The organism is Bauldia sp., assembly GCF_020442045.1.
Classification (GTDB): domain Bacteria; phylum Pseudomonadota; class Alphaproteobacteria; order Rhizobiales; family Kaistiaceae; genus Bauldia.
This window is the reverse complement of record NZ_JAGRLA010000047.1, coordinates 1-18,902: the sequence shown is the minus strand read 5'-3', so window position 1 is coordinate 18,902 and position 18,902 is coordinate 1. Positions and strand designations below refer to the sequence as shown.

The following is an 18,902-nucleotide window of genomic DNA, read 5'->3' as shown; positions in this document are numbered from 1 at the left end:
TGGCGCGAGTTGAAGACGTTTTGACGAACCGCCGTTTCGCCCGGCACCGGCCGGCGCCTCGCCTCCGGGCCGTGTCCGCAACGTTCGGCGCGAAGGCGGTGGTGAGCGCGATCTCCTTCACCGCCTGCATTGTCCGCGGTTTGCAAGGCCCGCAAAATCTGCCATCGTCAACCGGGGATCATTGAAAATATGTCGTTCAATCTGCAGTTTCGACAGGGCGTCGATGCGCTCTACCACTCGTCCTACGTCGTGCCGATATCTGGCGCCAGCGGCGCGCTGGTGATGAACGTCAAGAGCGGTGCATCCTACCAAGCCTTCAAGGGAAAAGACATATATACTGTAAATTTCGAAGACACCAATATCATCATCGGCGTTGCACAAGATAACAATGGATTTTATATTTATCGAGCAGATCTATCAAAAGATAAATTTGAAAAATTATATAATATAAATAACTTATCATCAAATACCTATACGTGGCAGCAAGGGAGTTATGACTACGATATTGAAAACAAGAAATTATATATATCCGGAACCAAAGACGATAAGCCAGGGTTCCACGTCTTCTCCCTGGGAAAGCAGTTTGCGGAAGGATTTCAACTGGCTGCTCCGCAGTACGAAGTTCATGTCATTGACGGTGCTCCCGTCGGCATGGAGGTTCCCGGCGACCTTTCGATACCGCAGGGTACCTCGACCTACGACCCGCAGCATAAGACCGCCTATGCCACCGGTTACTACAATCCCGACTATGGCCCGGATGATCTCCTGGGCAACGAGGTATTTGGAATAATCAGCCTGAGGTATGATGCGGGTTCCTTTACTTTCGATCGTTTCGTTCCTCTTGGATCAGAGAATTTCGTATCCACGCTCATATTCGACCCGGCCAGCGGGCGGTTTTTCGCCCGGAGGGAACTCTCGGATTCGTCGATCGAAATTGTCTCGGTGGACATCGATGGGAATGTCTATTCGCTCGGCACCGCGGTTGGAAACGTGTTCACCGGCTCGGACGGGTCCGACTTCTGGCTCGGCCTTGGCGGCGACGATGTTGCGATCGGCGGGCCGGGCGACGACTACCTCGAGGGAGGAGTCGGTAACGACAAGCTGGTGGGCGACGATCCGATCCAGAACACGTCATCCTCGTCGGCTAAAGCGCCCGCGAGCCCAGCGGGGGGAGTGGACAGGCTGGTTGGCGGCCCGGGGCGCGACAAGTTGATTGGCGGTCCGGACGCCGATCATTTCGTCTTTGACGTAAAACCGGGCAAGAAGAATTTCGATCGGATAAAGGATTTTGAGCCAGGATTTGACAAGATCGACCTGGTAAGCGACAGATTTAAGGCAATTGGCCACAGGCTGACCAAGGGAGAATTCCTCGGAAATTCAAAATACGCCAAAGACAAAAACGATAAAATATTGCTAAAGGACGGGAAGATATATTATGATCCTGATGGATCCGGCGATCACAAGGCAAAGATTTTCGCGAAGATCGCAAACGGGATAGAGCTCGATCATCACGATTTCCTGGTTGCATAGGCCTGTCGTCGCCAGGGTCGCGCAATCGTCAATTCAACCTGTCCTGCCCGTCACCTGCAGCGCGAAGGCGGTGGCGAGCGCGGTTTCCTTCAGCCGGTCGAAGCGGCCGGCGGCGCCGCCATGGCCGGCGTCCATGTTGGTCTTGAGGAGGAGCAGCCGGTCGCCGGTCCCGGTCGCGCGGAGCTTCGCCACCCATTTCGCCGGCTCCCAGTAGGTGACGCGGGGGTCGGTCAGACCGGCCAGCGCGAGGATTGCCGGATAGTCGCGGGCGGCGACGTTGTCATAGGGCGAATAGGCGGCGATCGTCCGGAAGTCGGCTTCGCTGGTGATCGGATTGCCCCATTCTGGCCATTCCGGCGGGGTCAGCGGCAGCGTGTCGTCGAGCATGGTGTCGAGGGTGTCGACGAAGGGCACCTCGGCGATCAGGCCGGCGAAGAGGTCCGGCGCCATGTTGGCGACCGCGCCGATCAGCAGGCCGCCGGCCGAGCCGCCCCAGCCGACGATCCCGTCGGGCGCGGCGAAGCCTTCGGCGACGAGATGGCGGCCGGCGGCGATGAAATCGGTGAAGGTGTTGACCTTCTTCTCGCGGCGCCCGTCGGCATACCAGTGGAAGCCCTTGTCCTTGCCGCCGCGGATGTGGGCGATGGCATAGACGAAGCCGCGATCGACCAGCGACAGCCGCGTCGTCGAGAAGGAGGCGGGGATGGTGATGCCGTAGGCGCCGTAGCCGTAGAGCAGGCAGGGCGCGGTGCCGTCGATCGGCGTGTCGCGGCGGTAGAGGAGCGACACGGGAACGGTTTCGCCGTCCGGCGCCTCGGCGAAGACGCGGCGGGTGACATAGTCGGCCGGGTCATGGCCGGAGGGGACTTCGTCCTGCTTGCGCAGCACCCGGCTTCGCGTTGCCATGTCGTAGTCGTAGACGCGGCCGGGCGTCGTCATCGACGAATAGGTGAAGCGCATGGTGGCGGTGTCGAATTCGAGGCTGCCGGCCATGCCGAGCGAATAGGCCTCCTCGTCGAAGGCGATCGCATGCTCCTCGCCGGTCGCGAGATGGCGGATGACGATCCGCGGCAGGCCACCCTCGCGCTCCAGCCGGACGAGGAAGTCCTTGTAGGCGGTGATGTCGAGGATCAGGCGGCCGAGGCTGTGCGGGACGAGGTCGCGCCAATGGTCGCGGTCCGGCGTTTCGACCGGGGCAGTGACGATGCGGTAGTCCTCCGCGTCGCCGCCATTGGTGAGGATGTAGAAGAGGTCGCCCGAATGCTCGACCGAATATTTCTCGGCAGGGCGGCGCTCGGCGACGAGACGCGGCCGGCCGGCCGGATCGTCGGCCTCGAGGACCCGGCTCTCCGAGGTCTCGTGGTCGTGGCTGTCGATCAGGATGTAGCGATCGGACTGGGTCTTGCCGACGCCGAGGAAATACCCGGGATTGGTGTCGGCATGGACCAGCACGTCCTCGGTTCCCGCGCCGACCTCGTGGCGGAAGACCTTCGCCGGGCGATGGTTGTCGTCGACCCAGACGTAGAAGAGCGTCCGGCTGTCGGCCGCCCAGACCGGCACCCCGGTGGTCGTCGGGATGACGTCGTCGAGATCCTCGCCGGTGGCGAGGTCGCGGATGCGAATCTCGTAATATTCGGAGCCCTTTTCGTCCGAGGCATAGGCGAGATAGCGGTGGTCGGGGCTGTGCGCGGTGCCGCCGAGATGAAAATAGGCCTTGCCCTCGGCGAGGCGGTTGGCGTCGAGGAGGATCTCCTCCTCGCCGCCCCCGCGCGGGGTGCGCACCAGCATCGGATGCTCGGCGCCATGGGTGTAGCGGATGCCGTAGGCATAGGGGCCATCCGGCGCCGGCACCGACGAATCGTCCTCCTTGATCCGCCCCCGCATCTCGGCGAAGAGCTGCTCCCTGAGGTCGGCGACACCGGCCAGGGCGGCTTCCGTATAGGCGTTCTCCGCCTCGAGATAGGCTCGGATATCCGCCGGCAGCACGTCCGGCTCGCGCATCACCTGCTGCCAGTTGCCGGCGCGCAGCCACGCATAGTCGTCGGTGCGGGTCACCCCGTGCCAGGTCGACGTGACCGGCCGCTTCTCCGCCACCGGGGGATGCACCGCGCCGCCGCCGCCCGGGTGGCGGTCCAACTCTTCGTCACGAAGTCGCTTCGTCATCGGCTTCCAGATCCAGCGCACAACCATTCATGCAGTACCTCAGACCCTCCGGTCCGGGCCCATCCGGGAAGACGTGCCCGAGATGGGCCTCGCAGGCCGCGCAACGAATCTCCGTCCGTACCATGCCGTGCGACCGGTCGGTGATCTCCTCGACCGCCATCTCGTCGACCGGCCGGGTGAAGCTCGGCCAACCCGATCCCGAATCGTATTTGGCGTCGGAACCAAAGAGTGGCGCGCCGCAGGAGACGCAATGATAGGTGCCTGTCCGCTTCTCATGGAGATACGGTCCCGTGAACGGGCGTTCGGTGCCGGCCTGACGCGTGACGTAATACTGTTCCGGCGTCAGCGTCTCGCGCCACTCGGCGTCGGATCTGATGATTTTCTCAGGGGGTGTCTTCGCGGTCATGGCCGAAATCCCCGGTCGCGGTGGGAGAGAAGGTCCGGCGCGGGAAAATCCGCCGGCTTGCCCTATATGAGGCCCGGGCCTTGCGTCCTCAACGGCAAATTGCCGTGAAGCGGCCGTGAGGAGGCGGTATGGCTTGATCAGCCGGCCATTCATGGCCATTAGTTTGGTGGATTCGGCCGGTTTCGCCGATCGGTAGCAGGGGGACCATGCGGCTCGTCAGCCTCGCCATATCGCTGTTCATCTTCTGGGTGCTGCTTTCGGGGCATTTCGACGCCTTCCTGCTCGGCGCGGGGGCGTTGACCGCGATCCTCGTCGCCGCCGCCGGGCGGCTGTTCGGCTATACCGACCAGGAAGGACATCCAGCCGAGCTCATCCTGCCCGGACTGCTCTTCTGGCCGTGGCTGGTGAAGGAGATCGTCGTGTCGGCGCTTGGCGTCTCGAAGATCATCCTGAGCCGGTCGCTGCCGATTTCGCCACGGCTGCTGACGATCTGGCCGACCCAGAAGACCGCCGTCGGTGTGGTCACCTTCGCCAACTCCATCACGCTGACGCCGGGGACGATCACGGTCGAGGCCGAGCGCGACCGGAACCACATCCGCTACCTGACGGTCCACGCCTTGACCGACGAGACCGCCGCCGGGCTCGAGACCGGCGACATGGATCGCCACGTGACGACATTCGAGGGACGCTCCTGATGCTTGCCGCGGGAATGATCGCGGCGCTGGTCGCGGTGACGCTCATGCTGGTGCGCGCCCTCAAGGGGCCGACGGTTTTCGACCGGCTCGTCGCTGCCAACTCGATCGGCAACGGGGCGATCGTCATCCTCGCGCTGTTCGGCTTCCTGGCCGGCCGGCCGGCGTTTCTCGATATCGCCATCACCTATGCGCTTCTCAACATCATCGGCGTCTTCGCCGTGCTGAAGTTCTTCCGCTACGGCCCGCTCGGCTACGATGCCGAGGAAGACGGAGAGGTGCGATGACCGCCGCGGAAATCCTTGGCTGGATCGGCGGCGTTGCCGTGGTGCTGGGCGGCATCTTCATGGTCATCGGCGCGCTCGGCGTGGTTCGCATGCCCGACGTCTTCACCCGCATCCACGCGGCCTCGGTCGCCGATACGCTTGGCGTGTCGCTGATCCTGCTCGGGCTGGTTTGCCTTGCCGGCCTGACGCTGGTCAGCGTCAAGCTGGTCTTCCTGGCACTCTTCATCGCCTTTACCAGCCCCGCCGCGACCCATGCGGTCGCGCGGGCGGCGCTGCATGCCAATGTCAGGCCGCTCGACCGCTCCGGCGAACCGATGAGCGCCGAGAATCCTGACGGGGAGGGCGAGCCATCGAAGCCCTGATCAACTTCGCGTTGCTGACGCTGATCGCGGTGACGACGATCGGCATCGTCCGGGTCCGCAACCTCTTCGCCGTGGCGGTGCTGACCAGCATCTACAGCTTCCTGATGGCGAGCGTGATGCTGGTGCTCGATGCGGTCGACGTGGCGCTGACCGAAGCCTCCGTCGGGGCCGGCATCGGCACCGTATTGCTGCTCGGTACGCTCTACCTGACCAAGACCGAGGAGGCCCGGCCGGTCCACTCGGTGGCGCTGCCGCTATTCGTCGCGGTGGGCACGGCCGCGATCCTGATCTGGGGCGTCAGCGCGACGCCGCCCTTCGGGGCGGCCGATTCGCCGGTCCAGCTCGCCGGACCGGACTATATCCAGCGGTCGATCGCCGAGACCGGAATCGCCAACGTCGTCTCCTCGGTCCTGGCGAGCTACCGCGGCTTCGATACGCTGGGCGAGACGGTGGTCATCTTCACCGCCGGGATCGCGATCCTCATGCTCCTCAAGCGCGCGGCACCGCCCGGTGCCGGCGGCAAGGACTAGGGGGCGGTCCGATGCGTCTTGACGTGATCCTGCGGGTCGTCACCAAGTTCATCCTGCCGTTCATGATGGTCTTCGCCATCTACGTGCAGTTCCATGGCGACTACAGCGCCGGCGGCGGATTCCAGGCCGGCGTGATCGCCGCTGCGACCGTCATCCTCTACGCGCTGATCTACGGCCTGACCGCGGCCAAGCGCATAGTGACGGCGACGATGGTCGAAGCGATGATCCCGCTCGGCGTGCTGATCTATGCGGGCGTCGGCGTTGTCGGCTGGCTGACCGGCTCGAACTTTCTCGACTATTCGCATCTCGCCCATGACCAGGTCCACGGCCAGGAATGGGGCGTCTTCCTGGTCGAAGCCGGCGTGTTCGTGACGGTGAGCGCGACGATGGTGGCGATCTTCTACGCCTTCGCGGGGAGGGGGCGGCGATGACCGAGCTCGTCAAACTCGGGGGCGACCTGGCCTCGCACTACAACCAGTGGATCACCGTCTTCCTGATGGTGTCCGGGCTCTATATCGTCATCGCCCGCGGCAACATGGTGAAGAAGCTCGTCGGCCTGTCGCTGTTCCAGACCTCGGTCTACCTGCTCTATCTCTCGGCCGGGAAGATTCTCGGCGGCACGGCGCCGATCATCGACCCCGCCTTCACCGTCTATTCGCATCCGCTGCCGCATGTCCTGATCCTCACGGCGATCGTCGTCGGCGTCGCCACGCTGGCGGTCGGCCTCGCCCTCGTGGTGCGGATCAACGAGGCCTACGGGACGATCGAGGAAGACGACATCTTCGAGCAGGATGACAATCGCCCATGAGCGAGCATTTGCCCGCTCTCCAGGTGGTGGTGCCGCTCTTCGGAGCGCTGCTTGCCGCTTTGGTCCGCCGGCCGTGGCCGGCCTGGCTGATCACCGTGGTCGTCAGCATCGCCGTGCTGGTCATCTCGGCGATGCTGCTGGTGCGCGTCCTCGACGAGGGCGTGATTTCCTATCACCTCGGCGGCTGGGACCCGACGATCGGCATCGAATACCGGGTCGATATCGTCAACGCGCTGATCCTGCTGCTGGTTTCCGCCGTCGCCGCGGTCATCGCGCCCTTTGCCCGGCTGAGCGTGCTCAGCGAGGTGCCCGAGGACCGGATCGGCTGGTTCTACAGCATGTATCTCGTCGCGCTCGCCGGCCTGCTCGGCATCGCGATCACCGGCGACGCGTTCAACGCCTTCGTCTTCCTCGAGGTCTCGTCGCTGTCGAGCTACGCGCTGATCGCCATGGGGCGGGATCGCCGCGCTTTGGTCGCCGCCTACCAGTACCTGATCATGGGGACGATCGGCGCGACCTTCTACGTGATCGGCGTCGGGTTGCTCTACACGATGACCGGCACGCTCAACCTCGGACTGATCGCCGATCGCCTGGCAGACGTCGAATCGACGCGTTCCGTCCTCGTCGCGCTTGCCTTCATCTTCGTCGGCATCAGCCTCAAGCTGGCGTTGTTCCCGCTGCATTACTGGCTGCCGAATGCCTATGCCTATGCGCCTTCGGTGGCGACCGTCTTCCTTGCCGCGACCGCCACGAAGGTCGCGATCTATCTCTTCGCGCGCTTCGTCTTCTCGGTCTTCGGCGCCGGCTTCGTCTTCGCCGACCTGCCGGTGACGCCGGTCCTCGTCACGCTCTCGGTCGCGGCGATCTTCGGCGCGGCGACGGTCGCCGTCTTCCAGTCCGACGTGAAGCGGATGTTCGCCTATTCGTCGGTCGGGCAGATCGGCTACATCACCCTCGGCCTGGCGCTGGCGACGGTTACAGGCCTCACCGGCGGTCTCGTCCATCTGCTCAATCACGCCATCATCAAGGCGGCGATCTTCATGGGGCTCGGTGCGGTCTTCTTCCGGGTCGGCGGCATCGAGTTCAAGGATATCGCCGGGATCGGACGACGGATGCCGATCACAATGAGCGCCATCGGCATCGCCTGCCTCAGCCTGATCGGCGTGCCCGGCACCGCCGGCTTCGTGTCGAAGTGGTACCTGATCGTCGCCTCGATCGAGGTCGGCTGGTGGTGGCTCGGCTTCCTGATCGTGCTGTCGTCGATGCTGACCGTGCTCTATGTCGGCCGCTTCTTTGAATGCGTGTGGTTCCGCGAGCCTTCGCCGGAAGCGGCGACGGCGACGGAGCCGCCCTTCGAGATGCTCGTCCCGATCTGCCTGCTGGCCGCGGCGACGGTCTATTTCGGCATCGACACCGAGCTCACCGCCGGGATGGCCCAGCGCGCCGCCACGGCCCTGCTCGAGGGCCTGCGATGACGCCCGCGACGCTGATCGTCCTGGCTCTGGTGATCCCGACGGCGGTAGCGCTGCTGCTGCCGCTCTTCGCCAGCCGCGCCAACCTGCGCGAGACGGTCACCCTGATCGGCGCGGTGCTGCTCCTCGTCGTGGTGCTGATGCTGCTTCCTCTGGTGCTTGCCGGAGAGCGCCCGGCGCTCGACGTCTGGATGGTGGTTCCCGGCCTGACGATCGCCTTCAAGGTCGAGCCGCTCGGCATGCTTTTCGCGATCATCGCCTCGGGGCTGTGGATCGCCAACTCGGTCTATTCGATCGGCTATATGCGCGCCGAGAAGGCCCATCGCCAGACGCTGTTCTATTTCTGCTTCGCCGTGGCGATCGCCGCGACGATGGGCATCGCGCTGTCCGGCAACCTGTTCACGCTGTTCCTGTTCTACGAGCTGCTGACCGTCTCGACCTACCCGCTGGTCACCCATCGCGGCACGGTCGAGGCGAGGAATGCCGGGCGGCTCTATCTGCTGATGCTGCTCGGCGCATCGACCATCCTGCTGCTGCCGGCGCTCGGCTGGACCTGGGTCGCCGCCGAGACCCTCGACTTCCGGCCGGGCGGCATCCTCGGCGGGGTGGTCAGCAACACGGCTCTCGGCGTCCTTCTCGCCCTCTATGTCTTCGGCACGGCCAAGGCGGCGGTGATGCCGCTCCACTTCTGGCTGCCCGCCGCGATGGTGGCGCCGACCCCGGTCTCGGCGCTGCTCCACGCGGTCGCCGTGGTCAAGGCGGGCGTCTTCACCATCCTCAAGGTCATCGTCTACACCTTCGGCGTCGAGACGCTGGCCGCGGCCGGCACCGGCGACTGGCTGGTCTATGTCGCCGGCGTCACCGTGATCGTCGCCTCGGCGATCGCGCTCCGCCAGGACAACCTCAAGCGGCGGCTCGCCTTCTCGACGATCAGCCAGCTCTCCTATGTCGTGCTTGGCGCGGCATTGTTCACGCCGCTCGCCGTGCTCGGCGCGGCGCTCCATATCGCCGCGCATGCGGTCTCGAAGATCACCCTCTTCTTCGCCGCCGGCTCGATCCATATCGGCGCCCATGTCGACGATATCAGCCGGATGAAGGGGGTCGGACGGAGACAGCCCTGGACGATGGGCGCCTTCGCCGTCGCCTCGCTGTCGATGATCGGCGTGCCGCCGACCGCCGGCTTCCTCGGCAAATGGTTCATCCTGTTGGCTGCGGTGGGCATCGGCCAGTGGTTCGCCGTCGGCGTCATCGTCATCTCGACACTGCTCAATGCCGGCTATTTCCTGCCGATCGTCTATCGCGCCTTCTCGAAGGTGGACGGCGCCAGGCCAAGCCTCGCCGAGGCACCATGGCCGATGGTCGCGCCGCTGGTGGTGACCGCCATCCTGACCGTGGCGATGTTCGTCTGGCCGGAAATTCCCTACCAGCTCGCCGAGATGTTGAGCGAGAGCCTGACAACCGCGCCGGCGGGGGGCTAGAACGATGATCCGCGCCGCCGCACGCCATGGGGCGCCCGTGAACGACCAGAGATGGAGAATGACGTGGCCCTGCTGAAACTGCCGAAATATGTCGAGCTGCCGGGCGGCGTCGCGCCGGTCATCGGCTGCAAGGCCGGCGACGTCGCGCCCCTGGTGATCCTCACCAATTTCCGCGATCACGTTCGTCGCTGCGAGGCGCTTCTCGACGAGGTCACCTTCCGGACCTACGACGCCGGCTGGGAGGTCTCGACCATCACCGGCACCCACCGGGGCACGCCGGTGACGGTGAGCTCCGCCGGCATCGGCGCCGGCCAGACGGCCAATGTGCTGGAGGAGCTGATCAACCTCGGCGGCAAGATATTCATCCAGATCGGCGCGACCGGAGCCATCCAGGAGCGGATCGCGATGGGCGACGTGGTGATCCCGGCGGCGGCCGTCCGCGACGAGGGGACGACGCGCTATTATGCGCCGGAGAAATACCCGGCGGTCTCCGACTATCGCGTCGTCGCGGCGCTCGCCGAGCGGGCCCGCAAGGCCGGGAACACTGTCCATACCGGCATCATCCGGACGACCGACGGGTTCTACGCCTCGCAGCGCATCGAGGAATATGTCCAGCAGTATCACGACCTCGGCGTGCTGAGCGTCGAGCAGGAGGTCGCCGCCATCCTGACCATCGCCAGCGCCCGCGGCTGCTATGCGGGAGCGACGCTCATGGTCATCGGCAACCTGGTGACCGGCGAGCACAGCTTCAACGGCGACCGGCAGGATCTGGTGGAGAATGAGTGGTTCGACCAGACCCGCTTCGCGCTCGACGCCCTGCTCGACCTGAAGGAGCAGCTGCTCTGAGATGACCCAGCCCGGCAAGGACGACAACTGGCTGGTTCGGCCATCGACGATCCGCCTCCTGTGGGTCGTCTTCATCGTCATCCTGGCGCTGACGGTGGTCGCCGATTTCCTCATCGACCATCACGCCACCTTCGGCATCGACGGGACCATCGGCTTCTACGCCTGGTACGGCTTCGTCAGCTGCGTGGTGCTGGTGGTCGGGGCGAAGGGGCTTGGTGTCCTGCTGAAGCGGAAGGACACCTATTATGACGGCTAGCCTCGGGTCGCTCCTGCCCTTCCTGCTTCCGGGACTGGTGCTGATCGCCGCCGGCGTGATCCTGCTGTGGCTCAGGGGCACGATCCGGGACGTCGTCATCCTCGGCGCGCCGCTCCTCGTGCTGGCCCTGGTCTGGATCCTGCCGGACGGGCAGGCGCCCGGCATCCACTGGCTCGGCTACGAGCTGGTTCCGTTCCGCTCCGACAGCCTCGCCCGCCTGTTCGGGACGGTGTTCTCGATCATGGCCTTCGCCGGCGGGCTCTTCGGACTCCGCCAGGAGCGGCGGGCGGAAACCCCGATCGCCTTCATGTATGCCGGCAGCGCGATCGGCGTCGTCTTCGCCGGCGACCTGATCACCGTCTTCGTCTTCTGGGAGCTGATGGCGGTCTGCTCGACGCTGGTCATCTGGATCGCCGGGGCCGACGCGCGCCGCGCCGGCCAGCGCTACATCGTCATCCATCTGCTCGGCGGCGTGCTGCTGATGGCCGGGATCACCGGCCACATCGCCGATACCGGCTCGATCGCCTTCGGGGCGATGAAGGCCGATTCACCGGCCCATTGGCTGATCCTCGCGGGATTCCTGCTGAACGCGGGAAGCTGGCCGGTCTCCGCCTGGCTGCCGGATGCCTATCCGCGCGCCTCCTGGTCGGGAACCGTCTTCCTCTCCGCCTTCACCACCAAGACCGCGGTGCTGGTGCTGTGGCGCGGATTTCCGGGCGAGGAGGTGCTGATCTGGATCGGCCTGGTGATGGTCTTCTATGGGATCATCTATGCCATCCTCGAAAACGACATGCGGCGCATCCTGGCCTATTCGATCATCAACCAGGTCGGCTTCATGGTCACCGGCATCGGCATCGGCAGCGAGATGGCGCTGAACGGCGCGGCGGCGCACGCCTTCGTCCATATCGTCTACAAGGCGCTGCTGCTGATGTCCGCAGGCTCGGTGATGCTGATGACCGGCCGGACGAAATGCACCGAACTCGGCGGGCTGTTCCGCACGATGCCACTCACCACGATCTGCGGCATCATCGGCGCGCTTTCGATCTCGGCCTTCCCGCTGACCTCCGGCTTCGTGGCCAAGTCGATGATCGTCGACGGCGCCGCCGAGGGGCACCTGGCAGTCGTCTGGTTCCTGCTGACCGCGGCCTCCGCCGGGGTCTTCCTCCATGCCGGCATCAAGTTCCCCTGGTTCGTGTTCTTCCAGAAGGATTCCGGCTTGCGGCCGCCCGATCCGCCATGGACCATGCGCTGGTCGATGATCCTTCTCTCCTTCATCTGCATCGGCCTCGGCGTCTATCCGGCGCCGCTCTACGCGATGCTGCCCTTCGCGGTGGATTTCGCTCCCTATACGGGCGCGCATGTCGTATCGCAGCTCCAGCTTCTGCTCTTCTCGGGGCTCGCCTTCTTCCTGATGCTCGGATGGCTGAGGAGGACCGAGACGATCACGCTCGACGTCGACTGGCTGTGGCGGCGAGGCGGACCGGCCGTGATCCGGCGGCTCGACGGCGACCCCGGCCGGTCGCCGGTTCCGCTGGTCGCCCGCGGCCGTGCCGCGGTCGAACGCGCCCTCCGCGCGATATACCAGCACCACGGTCCGGCGGGGACGCTGGCCAGGAGCTGGCCGACGGGCTCCATGGCCTTCTGGGCCGTCGTGATGCTGTCTGCCTATCTGATCATCTACTACCTGTGATAACGTCCAACCGGTCTATCAACCGATTCGTCGTTGCCGCGTGGCCTTTCGGTGGTTGAACCGGCGGCGCGGAGCATGGTTGTTCTTCACCCGAATGTGTTGCCTATCAAGCAATATTGCGGCGCCATTCGCGACATAAGGTTTGGACAGTAGTTTTCTTCAAATGTCGTTTACCTCTTGTATTTGAATGACGCCGACTATATACGGTGCGAAGTATCCGGATGCGGCGGGTCAATCGTTAACGTCGACATCCGCATTTCTCGACGAGTCCGGAAGACTGTACGTAACGGCGCGTTGGACATTCCGTCGATCTAGTATTCAACGTGAATAGGATGAACCATGAACGACCAAACTGCCAGCGCTGACCTGATCGATCTGGCGGCCGAAATTGTATCGGCCTATGTGAGCAACAATTCGGTTCCGGCGCAGGACCTGCCTACGCTGATTTCCGAAGTGCACCGCGCGCTGAGCAGCACGCATCAGGGAACGCACCAGCCCGAGCCCGAGCCGCTGAAGCCGGCGGTGAACCCGAAGAAGTCGGTCTTTCCGGATTACATCGTCTGCCTGGAAGACGGAAAGAAGTTCAAGTCGCTGAAGCGCCACCTCCGGACGCATTATGACCTGTCGCCGGAGGAGTATCGCGAGAAGTGGTCGCTGCCCAGCGACTATCCGATGGTCGCTCCGAACTACGCGGCCGCGCGCTCCGCGCTTGCCAAGAAGATGGGCCTCGGCCAGCAGCGCCGCCGCAAGTCGTAGGCGCCAGCTCCTTTTGTGAATTGTCATTCGCCGCCTTCGGGCGGCGAATGTGTCTTGGGGCGCACCGCGAGCAGATCGGCCAGCCTCCGCCGCTCCGCCGCCAGAGCCTGCCTGAGGCCGATGTGGCGATTGAGATCATAGGTCCAATGGCCCGCCCGTCCCCGGTTGCGTTCCGCCCGGAGCGCCCTGGCAAGCCGGGCGACGATTCGACGCTGGCCCTCGGGACTGCGATCCGCGAGCTGATTCGGTGTGACCGGGGCGAGGCGCGGCAGGTGCCGCTCGCGATCATAGGCCTCGACGCCGGCAGCGATCGACCGGGCGATCGAGCGCTCCGCGAGCTGCCTGAGGTCGAGGCTCCGTGACGGCAGGCGATCCCCGCCGGCCAGCATCGGCCATGTGTGTGAGGTCATGTGGCTCGCTCCTTTCATTTGGAGCGAGTCTCCCCCGGTTCCCGGCGACGGGGATTGTCGGCGCGCTTGTCCCCTCCGATCAACTTTACCGAAAGTTATCCCCTTGCATGCAGCTTGCGGTATCATTGAAGGAATAAAATCCTAGTAGCCGATTACCAGCAAACGGGGTGCGTAAATGGTCGATTGTGAAACCGGGGGCGTGTTCTTCGAGAAGGACGATGGCGCGGGCGAAGCGGGACGCGATCGGGGGCCGTTCGGCTTGTTCCTGCGCGCCATCGTCTCGGCCGCCTTCGGGCTGAGGCCCGAAGCGCTCGACTCGGTGAGCCGGGGGCGGAAAGACGTCGCCTTCGCCCGACAGATCGCGATGTATCTGGCCTATACCCGCATGGGCCTGTCCTATGTCGAGGCCGGGCGGCTGTTCGGCAGGGATCGCACCACGGCGCGCCACGCCTGCCGTCAGGTCGAGGATCGCCGCGAGGACCCTCGCATCGATTCGATCCTCGATTACCTGGAGCGCGCCATCGATGTCTGGCCGCGGCTTTCCGCATCCTTCTCCGGGGGCCGGTAATGGCGGTCGGGAACGATCGACAGGCCGAGCGCCTGTTGCGCCGGCTCGCGGCGCGCGGCGCCAGTCCGGGCGTTGCGGACCAGGTGCTTGTCGGCAACCTGATCGCCCGGGATCTGCTGCGTCGTGACGGGGAGGGCGTCGTCCTGACGGCGGCCGGGCGGGCGTTCCTGCGCCGACGCCTGTCGCAGGCGGACGGTTTCGCCCTCCAGCATCGGACGCTCGAGACCGCGATCCTCGAGGGCGGACCATCCGGGCGGCGGAGCGCTACCCGAAACGTCGACGAGAGCCCGCTGTCGCGCCTGCGCCGGGCGAAGGGCCGGGACGGCAGGCCTTTCATCGGCGACGCCGAATTCGCCGCCGGAGAGCGCCTTCGCGCCGACTTCACGCGGGGGCGGCTGATGCCGCGGGTGACGGCCAACTGGTCGAGCGCGATCGCCGGCGGACGGCGCGACGCCGGCGGCATGGCCGATATCACCGATTCCGCCCTTGCCGCTCGGCAGCGGATCGAGCGGATTCTTGACGCGGTCGGTCCCGACTTTGCCGGGCTCCTTGTCGACTTCTGTTGTTTCCTGAAGGGGATCGAGGAGATCGAACGGGAGCGGCAATGGCCGGCCCGCTCGGCGAAGCTGGTTCTGCGGCTGGGGCTTGCCAGCCTGGCGCGCCATTACGGACTGTCGCCGGACGCCCGTGGCTCGCGCGGGGCCGGCAAGGTCCGCCATTGGGGGACGGACGATTATCGGCCGGTGGTCGATCCAGGCGAGCAGGAAGCTCACAGCTAGGCGGCTGCCTGGCGGGCCTCGTTCTTGATGCGGTCGACCAGGGCGCGCAGGCCGTTCGAGCGCTGGGTCGTCAGGTGCGCCCGCAGCTCCAGCCGGTCGAACATGGCCTCGGCGTCGGTCGCCTCGATTTCGCCCGCTGTCTTGCCGTCGAAGAGGGAGAGGGCGATGGCGACCAGGCCGCGAACGATCATCGCGTCGCTGTCGCCGCGGAAATGAAGGCGCGGATCGGCGCCGCTGTCGGCCGTGGTGGCGAGCCATACCTGGCTCGCACAGCCGTGCACCTTGTTGGCGGGGATGCGATCGCTGTCGGACAGGGGAGGGAGCGCCTTGCCGAGCTCGATCACATAGCGGTAACGATCTTCCCACTCGTCGAGAAGTTCGAAATCGGCGGCGATTTCGTCGATCGCCGGAAGCTTCGCGTCAGCCTGATCCATTGACGCGATATAGGCCGAGGCGCGGCGCGCCGCAAATCGGTTGTCGTCGTGGGAATCGCCGGGCGTTCAGGCGGGGCCGTTTTCAGGACCCTGCCAGGGCAGGGCGACGTCGTCCTCGTTGAGGGTGCCCTTTTCGGCCTGCGGATCGTCGAGATAGCGGTAGAGCATCCGGACGCCGTTCTCCGCCTTGCTGGCGAAGAGGTCGACCGCGGCGCCGCCGGTGACGCAGGCGTCGGGATTGCGGTCGCAGAAGCCGGAGAAATCCGCCACGGTCGCCTTCGCGGCCAGGAAGGCGTTGACGAGGCCGACCCGCGGCGCTTCGCCGGTTTGCGGATCGCTCGGGATGAACAGGATGGCGACGGAGAGCCAGAAAGCGACGCGGATCACAAAAAACATCTGCCGGACCTTCATGTTTCGGCTTCACGTGTTCTCAACTTGCGTCAATTTATCAGCGCCCGATAAAGGTCCGGTTCAGGCCGCGGCGGCAATTTAGTTCAAATTTTATCGAATATCCGGCTGGCCGCGGCTTCCGCTGCCGGGCCGGCCTTTAACGTTCCTTAAGCATAACATTGCCACCATGGCCTTGCAGATCGAGTGACCTCATCAGCGAGACCGCGACTTTGGCTACGAGAAACACAAGCCGCCCCGCCCAAAGGCCCCGGGCCGCCCCGGACGAGGAGATGGAGCTCGTCGGCGACGGCGTGATCGGGCGCCTTGTCGACCGTGTCGCCGAGAATCCGGCGATGTCGAGCGGTCTCGTCGTCATGGCGCTGACCATCGCCGCCGTCGTCTCGAATGCCATGTTCCTCCAGAAATCCCGCCACCCCGAACCGCTGTTCATGACCCGTCCGGCGCCGGTCGCCTCGGCAAGGCCGGCCGCCGCCTCCGAGCCGGTCATGCCCGATCCGCGGCCGCGGGCCGATCTGCAGGCGCCCGCGGCGAATCCCGATGACATCGCAGCCGCGATCGACGCGCCGATACCGGATCCCGCGCCCGCACCGTCGCTGCCGCAGGCGGTCCCCGAGAGCGTGGTCATCAGCGAGCTCCAGCAGAAGCTCGCCGAGCGCGGGCTGTATGACGGCAAGGTCGACGGGATTTCCGGGTCGCGGACCCGCGCGGCGATTGTCGCCTACCAGAAGGCCGAGGGGCTCGCGGTCACCGGCGAACCGAGCGTCGATGTCCTCGACCACATCAACACGGCGTCGGTCGCACCGGCAAGGCCCGCGCCGCAACCGGTCGCGGCGAAGCGGCCCGAGGCGGCGCCGGAAATCCCCGCCCAACCGGAACCCGTCCCGGCCGTCGCGGCCGCCGGTGACGCCGCGCCCGGCGACGATGCGGTCGCCTCGGCGATCGAGATCGCGACGCGCAATCGCTACGTGGCGGTCCAGCGCGCGCTCAACAGGATGGGCTATGGTCCGGTGGCGGAAGACGGCCTGCCGAGCGACGAGATCGCCAATGCGGTGCGACGTTTCGAGCTCGACAACGGGCTGCCGATCACCGGCAAGCCCGACGACCAGGTGGTCGAGCGCCTGGTCAGCATCGGGGCGATGCAGGCGATCTGAGCGTGCGCGTCACATCGTCCCTCTGGGTCGGCGCCTATGTCCGGCGCTGCCAGATCGAGGGGGCGTTTGCCGTTGTCGCCCGCAAGGGCGCCGAGGAGGCCGGCGCGATCGCGGTGATCGTCGACCGGCTTGACGGACGATCGGACCTCTACATACCCGCGCCCCAAAGCCTGTTCGAGGACTCGCGCCCCTCCGATCGCCGTTTCCAGCGGGTGATCGAGGGCGCCGCGCCGGATGAAATCCAGGCGAATCTCGATCGCCAGATCCGCTTCGATCCGGACCTGTGGATCGTCGCGGTCGAGGATCGCGCCGGGCGATCCTTCCTCGACGTCATCGAGCCTGAGGACTAGCCGCGGCCCTCGGCGGCGCGGCCGGCGGTCCTCTCCTGACGGCCGGGGCGCATCGTCTCGTCCGGCTCGCGGTCCCGTTCGCGGATACGGGTGTGGAGCGGCTGGGGGGGAAGCCCTACCTCGGAAGCGGGCTTCCGCCGCCAGGCCTCGGCGAGGGTGGTGGCGACGGTCGGCAGCATTCCGGCGTAGAGGTCGCACAGGGGAAAGAAGGCGGCCGGGTCGCGACCGACCGGCGAGGAGAGCAGAAGGACCTGGCGGGCCTGATCGCTGGCCAGCGACAGCGCCTTGAGGAGCACGGCCAGGGGTTCGCCGGTCGCGTCGTCAAGGCATGCGGCGACCAGATCGGGCGCAAGGTCGAGCCCCTCGACGATCGTGTCGACCAGCGCCTGGCGATTTCCGCTGCGCGAGAAGCCGACGATCTGGGCAGCGCCGAGGATCGACCGGAAGGCGCGGTCGGCAAGCATCGTCGTTCCGCTCGCCGTCGTGGCGTGTTCCGGGCCGTCCACGGCGATCTCCGCCAGCAGGCGGAGGCGCGCCTTCGGGTCGCGCGACAGGAAGACCCAGGGATCGAGGCGGTCGGTGCGCGATACCGTCTTCGCTTCCGGGGAGGACGCGGCTTCCCCGGCCTCGTCCGTGGCGGACCGCTGCGAAGCCTTTTCCGGCACCCGCCGCCGGTCGAGAATTGCCGCGACCTCCGCGTCGCCTCCTATCCGCAGCGCGCGCTCGGTATCATCGCCGAGAACCGCGCGTTCGGCGATCAGGCGGTGGTGCTCGACGCCGGTTGCGGCGATGACCATCAGGAGGTCGAGCGGGCCGAGGACCGGCGAATGGCGGAGAATAGGCGTCGCCACCTCGATCTCGTCCCGGGCCAGGACGCGGGCAACCGCTTGGGGTACGTCGATCCGGACGGCGAGCCTGGTCGATACGTAGACCCGGTCGTCGCGGCTCACCCGCGGAATGAGGTGGAGGGCGAGGTCTTCGAAGCGGCGGATTTCGTCGCGGTCATGGGCGCTCGCCTGGACGAAAAGCTCCGTCGAGGCCCTCAACAGTGCGGCGTCGTGGCAGTTCTGGGTCGCCAGCCTTACGAATCCCTTGGGTTGGGGAAAGTCGTTCATGTCGCGAGGGCCCCGGAAGAGTCGACGAGATGACGGCGATTGTGCGCGACAGTCGTTAGCGGACTGTTAACCTTGCCAGAGGCCTAATCCCACGAAAGTGATCCGAAGCGTTCGCCACGGTGGCCGGGGGCGAAGGACCCGGCCGGTTTGATCTCCGAGGAGGTCGCATGGCCACGATTCTCAACTTTCCCCGGCAGCGCGCCGGCGGAGTCGCCGGCCACCGCGCCGGCCGTGCAGGGACCTGCGAGATCGTCATCTTTCCCGGCATTCGGATCGAGAGGCAGGACGTCGATCTGAGCTATCGCCTGCGCGACACGGTCGGGCGGGGTGACTTCAAGGATATCGGCGGCAAGGGCCGGTCCCGCAAAAGCTCCTGAAGCCGGGCCGCAGCGTCGCCGCGCCAGCTAG

The 18,902-nt window shown here is 65.7% G+C and carries 25 protein-coding genes; 19 read left to right on the top strand and 6 right to left on the bottom strand.

Going from position 1 to position 18,902, the window contains the following annotated elements; translation table 11 throughout:
• Both KDJ86_RS05400 and KDJ86_RS05395 read left to right on the top strand, forming a co-directional pair.
• On the top strand, positions 1 to 185 hold a 185-nt coding region (locus KDJ86_RS05400), incomplete at its 5' end, for a hypothetical protein (RefSeq protein WP_291743758.1).
• Between the two features lie 4 nt (positions 186 to 189).
• Positions 190 to 1,530 carry a M10 family metallopeptidase C-terminal domain-containing protein gene (locus KDJ86_RS05395; protein ID WP_291743756.1) on the top strand — a complete coding sequence of 447 codons (1,341 nt, stop codon included), beginning with the start codon at positions 190 to 192 and terminating at the stop codon, positions 1,528 to 1,530.
• Positions 1,531 to 1,563: 33 nt separating this feature from the next.
• Here the strand turns inward: KDJ86_RS05395 and KDJ86_RS05390 are convergent, their stop codons facing one another.
• Both KDJ86_RS05390 and msrB read right to left on the bottom strand, forming a co-directional pair.
• Positions 1,564 to 3,693 (bottom strand): S9 family peptidase, encoded by a 2,130-nt coding sequence (locus KDJ86_RS05390; RefSeq protein ID WP_291743755.1) that lies wholly within the window; start codon positions 3,691 to 3,693, stop codon positions 1,564 to 1,566.
• Complete coding sequence (gene msrB / locus KDJ86_RS05385) at positions 3,674 to 4,099, bottom strand: peptide-methionine (R)-S-oxide reductase MsrB (RefSeq protein ID WP_291743753.1); 426 nt, start codon at positions 4,097 to 4,099, stop codon at positions 3,674 to 3,676. Before msrB ends, KDJ86_RS05390 begins: the two co-directional genes overlap by 20 nt.
• 206 nt (positions 4,100 to 4,305) lie before the next feature.
• Here msrB and KDJ86_RS05380 point away from each other — a divergent pair, with 206 nt between their 5' ends.
• From KDJ86_RS05380 to KDJ86_RS05325, 12 genes are all read left to right on the top strand, one after another.
• On the top strand, positions 4,306 to 4,794 hold the full coding sequence (locus tag KDJ86_RS05380) for a Na+/H+ antiporter subunit E (protein WP_291743751.1): 489 nt from the start codon (positions 4,306 to 4,308) through the stop codon (positions 4,792 to 4,794).
• Entirely contained in the window at positions 4,794 to 5,078 is a 285-nt protein-coding gene (locus KDJ86_RS05375; RefSeq protein ID WP_291743749.1) for an MrpF/PhaF family protein, read from the top strand. The genes KDJ86_RS05380 and KDJ86_RS05375 overlap by 1 nt, the downstream gene beginning before the upstream one ends.
• The gene (gene mnhG / locus KDJ86_RS05370; protein WP_291743747.1) at positions 5,075 to 5,440 is read left to right on the top strand and encodes a monovalent cation/H(+) antiporter subunit G; all 366 of its coding nucleotides are present in this window, start codon (positions 5,075 to 5,077) and stop codon (positions 5,438 to 5,440) included. The genes KDJ86_RS05375 and mnhG overlap by 4 nt, the downstream gene beginning before the upstream one ends.
• 11 nt (positions 5,441 to 5,451) lie before the next feature.
• Positions 5,452 to 5,970, top strand: coding sequence for a DUF4040 domain-containing protein (locus tag KDJ86_RS05365; protein WP_291743746.1), 519 nt, complete (start codon positions 5,452 to 5,454; stop codon positions 5,968 to 5,970).
• An 11-nt stretch (positions 5,971 to 5,981) separates the two neighbouring features.
• A complete protein-coding gene (locus KDJ86_RS05360) occupies positions 5,982 to 6,401 on the top strand; it encodes a Na(+)/H(+) antiporter subunit B (protein ID WP_291743744.1) in 420 nt (139 codons plus the stop codon).
• Positions 6,398 to 6,778 carry a cation:proton antiporter subunit C gene (locus tag KDJ86_RS05355; RefSeq protein WP_291743743.1) on the top strand — a complete coding sequence of 127 codons (381 nt, stop codon included), beginning with the start codon at positions 6,398 to 6,400 and terminating at the stop codon, positions 6,776 to 6,778. Before KDJ86_RS05360 ends, KDJ86_RS05355 begins: the two co-directional genes overlap by 4 nt.
• Positions 6,775 to 8,253 (top strand): monovalent cation/H+ antiporter subunit D family protein, encoded by a 1,479-nt coding sequence (locus KDJ86_RS05350; RefSeq protein WP_291743741.1) that lies wholly within the window; start codon positions 6,775 to 6,777, stop codon positions 8,251 to 8,253. Before KDJ86_RS05355 ends, KDJ86_RS05350 begins: the two co-directional genes overlap by 4 nt.
• The gene (locus tag KDJ86_RS05345; RefSeq protein ID WP_291743740.1) at positions 8,250 to 9,728 is read left to right on the top strand and encodes a monovalent cation/H+ antiporter subunit D family protein; all 1,479 of its coding nucleotides are present in this window, start codon (positions 8,250 to 8,252) and stop codon (positions 9,726 to 9,728) included. The genes KDJ86_RS05350 and KDJ86_RS05345 overlap by 4 nt, the downstream gene beginning before the upstream one ends.
• Positions 9,729 to 9,791: 63 nt before the next feature.
• Entirely contained in the window at positions 9,792 to 10,574 is a 783-nt protein-coding gene (locus tag KDJ86_RS05340) for a nucleoside phosphorylase (RefSeq protein ID WP_291743738.1), read from the top strand.
• 1 nt (position 10,575) lies between these two features.
• On the top strand, positions 10,576 to 10,830 hold the full coding sequence (locus KDJ86_RS05335) for a hypothetical protein (RefSeq protein ID WP_291743736.1): 255 nt from the start codon (positions 10,576 to 10,578) through the stop codon (positions 10,828 to 10,830).
• Positions 10,820 to 12,520, top strand: coding sequence for a Na(+)/H(+) antiporter subunit D (locus tag KDJ86_RS05330; protein ID WP_291743735.1), 1,701 nt, complete (start codon positions 10,820 to 10,822; stop codon positions 12,518 to 12,520). The genes KDJ86_RS05335 and KDJ86_RS05330 overlap by 11 nt, the downstream gene beginning before the upstream one ends.
• Before the next feature lie 339 nt (positions 12,521 to 12,859).
• Positions 12,860 to 13,276 (top strand): Ros/MucR family transcriptional regulator, encoded by a 417-nt coding sequence (locus tag KDJ86_RS05325; protein ID WP_291743734.1) that lies wholly within the window; start codon positions 12,860 to 12,862, stop codon positions 13,274 to 13,276.
• A 23-nt stretch (positions 13,277 to 13,299) separates the two neighbouring features.
• On the opposite strand, the gene KDJ86_RS05320 is transcribed toward KDJ86_RS05325, so the two are convergent.
• Complete coding sequence (locus KDJ86_RS05320; RefSeq protein WP_291743733.1) at positions 13,300 to 13,686, bottom strand: DUF6477 family protein; 387 nt, start codon at positions 13,684 to 13,686, stop codon at positions 13,300 to 13,302.
• 175 nt (positions 13,687 to 13,861) lie between these two features.
• On the opposite strand from KDJ86_RS05320, the gene KDJ86_RS05315 reads away from it, so the two are divergent.
• Both KDJ86_RS05315 and KDJ86_RS05310 read left to right on the top strand, forming a co-directional pair.
• Positions 13,862 to 14,254, top strand: a complete 393-nt coding sequence (locus tag KDJ86_RS05315) for a helix-turn-helix domain-containing protein (RefSeq protein ID WP_291743732.1) — start codon at positions 13,862 to 13,864, stop codon at positions 14,252 to 14,254.
• A complete protein-coding gene (locus KDJ86_RS05310) occupies positions 14,254 to 15,033 on the top strand; it encodes a DUF6456 domain-containing protein (protein WP_291743731.1) in 780 nt (259 codons plus the stop codon). The genes KDJ86_RS05315 and KDJ86_RS05310 overlap by 1 nt, the downstream gene beginning before the upstream one ends.
• Here KDJ86_RS05310 and KDJ86_RS05305 read toward each other — a convergent pair.
• Both KDJ86_RS05305 and KDJ86_RS05300 read right to left on the bottom strand, forming a co-directional pair.
• On the bottom strand, positions 15,030 to 15,467 hold the full coding sequence (locus KDJ86_RS05305; RefSeq protein ID WP_291743730.1) for a SufE family protein: 438 nt from the start codon (positions 15,465 to 15,467) through the stop codon (positions 15,030 to 15,032). The two genes, KDJ86_RS05310 and KDJ86_RS05305, sit on opposite strands and share 4 nt — an antisense overlap.
• A 66-nt stretch (positions 15,468 to 15,533) precedes the next feature.
• A complete protein-coding gene (locus KDJ86_RS05300) occupies positions 15,534 to 15,863 on the bottom strand; it encodes a DUF5330 domain-containing protein (protein WP_291743728.1) in 330 nt (109 codons plus the stop codon).
• 284 nt (positions 15,864 to 16,147) lie between these two features.
• On the opposite strand from KDJ86_RS05300, the gene KDJ86_RS05295 reads away from it, so the two are divergent.
• Complete coding sequence (locus KDJ86_RS05295) at positions 16,148 to 17,029, top strand: peptidoglycan-binding domain-containing protein (RefSeq protein WP_291743727.1); 882 nt, start codon at positions 16,148 to 16,150, stop codon at positions 17,027 to 17,029.
• Between the two features lie 2 nt (positions 17,030 to 17,031).
• Positions 17,032 to 17,379: a DUF1491 family protein gene (locus tag KDJ86_RS05290; protein ID WP_291743726.1), complete on the top strand. Its 348-nt coding sequence runs from the start codon at positions 17,032 to 17,034 to the stop codon at positions 17,377 to 17,379.
• On the opposite strand, the gene KDJ86_RS05285 is transcribed toward KDJ86_RS05290, so the two are convergent.
• The gene (locus tag KDJ86_RS05285) at positions 17,376 to 18,494 is read right to left on the bottom strand and encodes a hypothetical protein (RefSeq protein WP_291743725.1); all 1,119 of its coding nucleotides are present in this window, start codon (positions 18,492 to 18,494) and stop codon (positions 17,376 to 17,378) included. The two genes, KDJ86_RS05290 and KDJ86_RS05285, sit on opposite strands and share 4 nt — an antisense overlap.
• A 167-nt stretch (positions 18,495 to 18,661) precedes the next feature.
• Between KDJ86_RS05285 and KDJ86_RS05280 the strand changes: the two genes are divergently transcribed.
• Positions 18,662 to 18,871: a hypothetical protein gene (locus KDJ86_RS05280; protein WP_291743724.1), complete on the top strand. Its 210-nt coding sequence runs from the start codon at positions 18,662 to 18,664 to the stop codon at positions 18,869 to 18,871.
• The last annotated feature ends 31 nt before the right edge of the window (positions 18,872 to 18,902 follow it).